The following is a 2,479-nucleotide window of genomic DNA, read 5'->3' on the forward strand; positions in this document are numbered from 1 at the left end:
GTAAGCGATGTCGCGACGGCACCTTTCGGTGATCGGCGTGAAGGACGATGTTCGGAGCCTTTGAGGGCTTCGACACATGACGATTTCAGAGCTTACGCTTAAATCCAGCGATCACGAGCCCGCGCGCCGGTTCGAGGTGTTCACGGGCTCCGGTCGGCGGCGCGAATGGCTGCCGGAGGAGAAGGCGCGGATCGTGGCGGAAAGCTACGAAGCCGGCGCGACCGTGAGCGCGGTGGCGCGGCGATACGCTTTGTCCCCGCAGCAGCTGTTCGCCTGGCGTCGGGCCGCTCGTCAGCCGTTGGCGGAAGCGCCGGCACCGGAATCGTTGTTTGTTCCGGCGGTGATTGCAGCGCCGAGGCCTGAACCGGCGGCAAGGCGGCGGCGGAAGCAGAAAGCCGCCCGAGACGGTGTGATCGAGCTGGAGATAGACGGCGTCGCTATGCGGGTCGGCCGTGGCGCCGACACCAGGACGGTGGCCGCTGTAATCCGAGCGCTGAAGGCGACGACGTGATCGGGCCGACGGGTGCGGTCAAGGTCATGGTGGCGACGAAGCCGGTGGACTTCCGCAAGGGTGCGGAGGGCCTCGCGGCGCTTGTGCGCGAGACGATGGGCGCCGATCCGTTCAGCGGCGCGGTCTATGTCTTCCGGGCGAAGCGGACGGATCGGATCAAGCTGATCTTCTGGGATGGCACCGGCGTCTGCCTTTACGCCAAACGTCTGGAGGACGGCGAGTTCCGCTGGCCGAAAGTGCATGACGGCATGATGCGGCTGACGGCCGCGCAGTTGTCGGCGCTGCTCGAAGGTCTCGACTGGCGGCGGGTCCACGAGGCGCGCAGGACCCGCGTTCCGGTTCAGGCGGGCTGACCCGCGACGAAGTGAATCAGCCTGGATTCCGCTGTCGCGGGATGTCGGCGAATATGGTCTGATCCGGTCATGGCGATGGCGGCTGACCAGCTTCCCGACGATCCGGACGCGCTGAAGGCGATGGTCCTGGCGCGCGACGTCGAGAACGCCCGCCTGATCCAGATCATCAAGGAATTGCAGCGTCACCGCTTCGGCCGAAGAGCTGAGACGCTTCCCGAGGATCAGTTGCTGCTGGGGCTCGAAGAGGCCGAGCAGATCGAGGCCGCCGACGAGGAAGAGAATGAACAAGCATCTCCCGCAGAGCGTCTGGAGCGCGCCAGGAAGCGCCGGACGAACCGCGGCGCGTTGCCACCCCATCTGCCGCGGGTGGAAATGGTCGTCGACATCGAGGACCATGCCTGTCCGGGCTGCCGCAATGGCTTGCATCGGATCGGTGAGGACGTGAGCGAGCGGCTCGACATCGTTCCGGCGCAGCTGCGTGTGATCGTCGTGCGCCGGCCCAAATATGCCTGCCGCGCCTGCGAGGATGTGGTCGTTCAGGCTCCGGCGCCCGCCCGGCTGATCGAGAGCGGTTTGCCAACCGAGGCGACGGTCGCTCAGGTGCTGGTGTCCAAATATGCTGACCACCTGCCGCTCTATCGTCAGGCGCAGATCTATGCCCGGCAGGGCATCAATCTCGACCGGTCCACGCTCGCCGACTGGGTCGGCCGCGCCGCCTGGCACCTTCGTCCGGTGCATGAGCGGCTGCTTGGCAAGCTGAAGACTTCACCGAAGCTCTTTGCTGACGAAACCACGGCGCCGGTGCTCGATCCGGGCCGCGGCAAGACGAAGACTGGGCAGCTGTGGGCCTATGCCCGCGATGACCGCCCATGGAATGGAAGCGACCCGCCGGGCGTCGCCTATGTCTATGCGCCGGACCGAAAGGCCGAGCGTCCGATCGCTCATCTCGCAGGCTTCACCGGAATCCTTCAGGTCGACGGCTATGGCGGCTATCGCGTGCTGGCCAAGAAAAGCGGCGTGACGCTCGCCTTCTGCTGGGCACACGTGCGCCGGCGCTTCTATGAACTGGCGGCAGCCGGTCCCGCGCCGATTGCCAGCGAGGCGCTGAGACGGATCGCCGAGCTCTACAAGATCGAAGACGTCATCCGCGGCCGGTCGGCTGACGAACGCCGCGCGATGCGTCAGGAAAATAGCCGCGCTATCATTGCCGATCTCGAACCTTGGCTGCGCGAAAAGCTCGGCCTGATTAGCCAGAAGACCAAGCTCGCCGAGGCAATCCGCTACACGCTCTCGCGCTGGGAAGGCCTGACCCGCTTCCTCGACGACGGCCGCATCGAGATCGACTCCAATACAGTCGAGCGCTCCATTCGTCCGATCGCGCTCAATCGGAAGAACGCCCTCTTTGCAGGCTCCGATGGCGGCGCCGAACACTGGGCAGTCGTCGCCTCGCTGATCGAAACCTGCAAACTCAACGGCGTCGAGCCCCTCGGCTATCTCGCCGATGTCCTCACCAGGATCGTCAATGGCCACCCGAACAGCCAGATCGACGACCTGCTGCCCTGGGCCTACATCCCGGCTCCCGAACTCAGGGCCGTGGCCTGAGAACAGCGCTTAC

Annotated in this window: 3 protein-coding genes; all 3 read left to right on the forward strand. The window is 65.6% G+C overall.

The annotated features are described in order from the left end of the window. Window positions 1-76: 76 nt before the first annotated feature. The 3 genes from tnpA (at window position 77) to tnpC (ending at window position 2,466) form a co-directional block, all read left to right on the forward strand. The gene (tnpA, locus tag NKI66_RS32545) at window positions 77-511 is read left to right on the forward strand and encodes an IS66-like element accessory protein TnpA (RefSeq protein ID WP_095518983.1); all 435 of its coding nucleotides are present in this window, start codon (window positions 77-79) and stop codon (window positions 509-511) included. Continuing rightward, entirely contained in the window at window positions 508-864 is a 357-nt protein-coding gene (gene tnpB, locus NKI66_RS32550) for an IS66 family insertion sequence element accessory protein TnpB (RefSeq protein ID WP_023800865.1), read from the forward strand. The genes tnpA and tnpB overlap by 4 nt, the downstream gene beginning before the upstream one ends. Before the next feature lie 69 nt (window positions 865-933). Beyond that, window positions 934-2,466, forward strand: coding sequence for an IS66 family transposase (gene tnpC, locus NKI66_RS32555; RefSeq protein ID WP_352754074.1), 1,533 nt, complete (start codon window positions 934-936; stop codon window positions 2,464-2,466). The last annotated feature ends 13 nt before the right edge of the window (window positions 2,467-2,479 follow it).

Origin of the sequence: Mesorhizobium sp. M0518, assembly GCF_040321125.1 — a bacterium.
Taxonomy (GTDB): domain Bacteria; phylum Pseudomonadota; class Alphaproteobacteria; order Rhizobiales; family Rhizobiaceae; genus Mesorhizobium.

What these genes read in the sequence shown, in the direction of transcription:
- tnpA (WP_095518983.1), top strand. Translation starts at nt 77, where the DNA reads ATGACGATTTCAGAGCTTACGCTTAAATCCAGCGATCACGAGCCCGCG.
- tnpC (WP_352754074.1), top strand. Translation starts at nt 934, where the DNA reads ATGGCGATGGCGGCTGACCAGCTTCCCGACGATCCGGACGCGCTGAAG.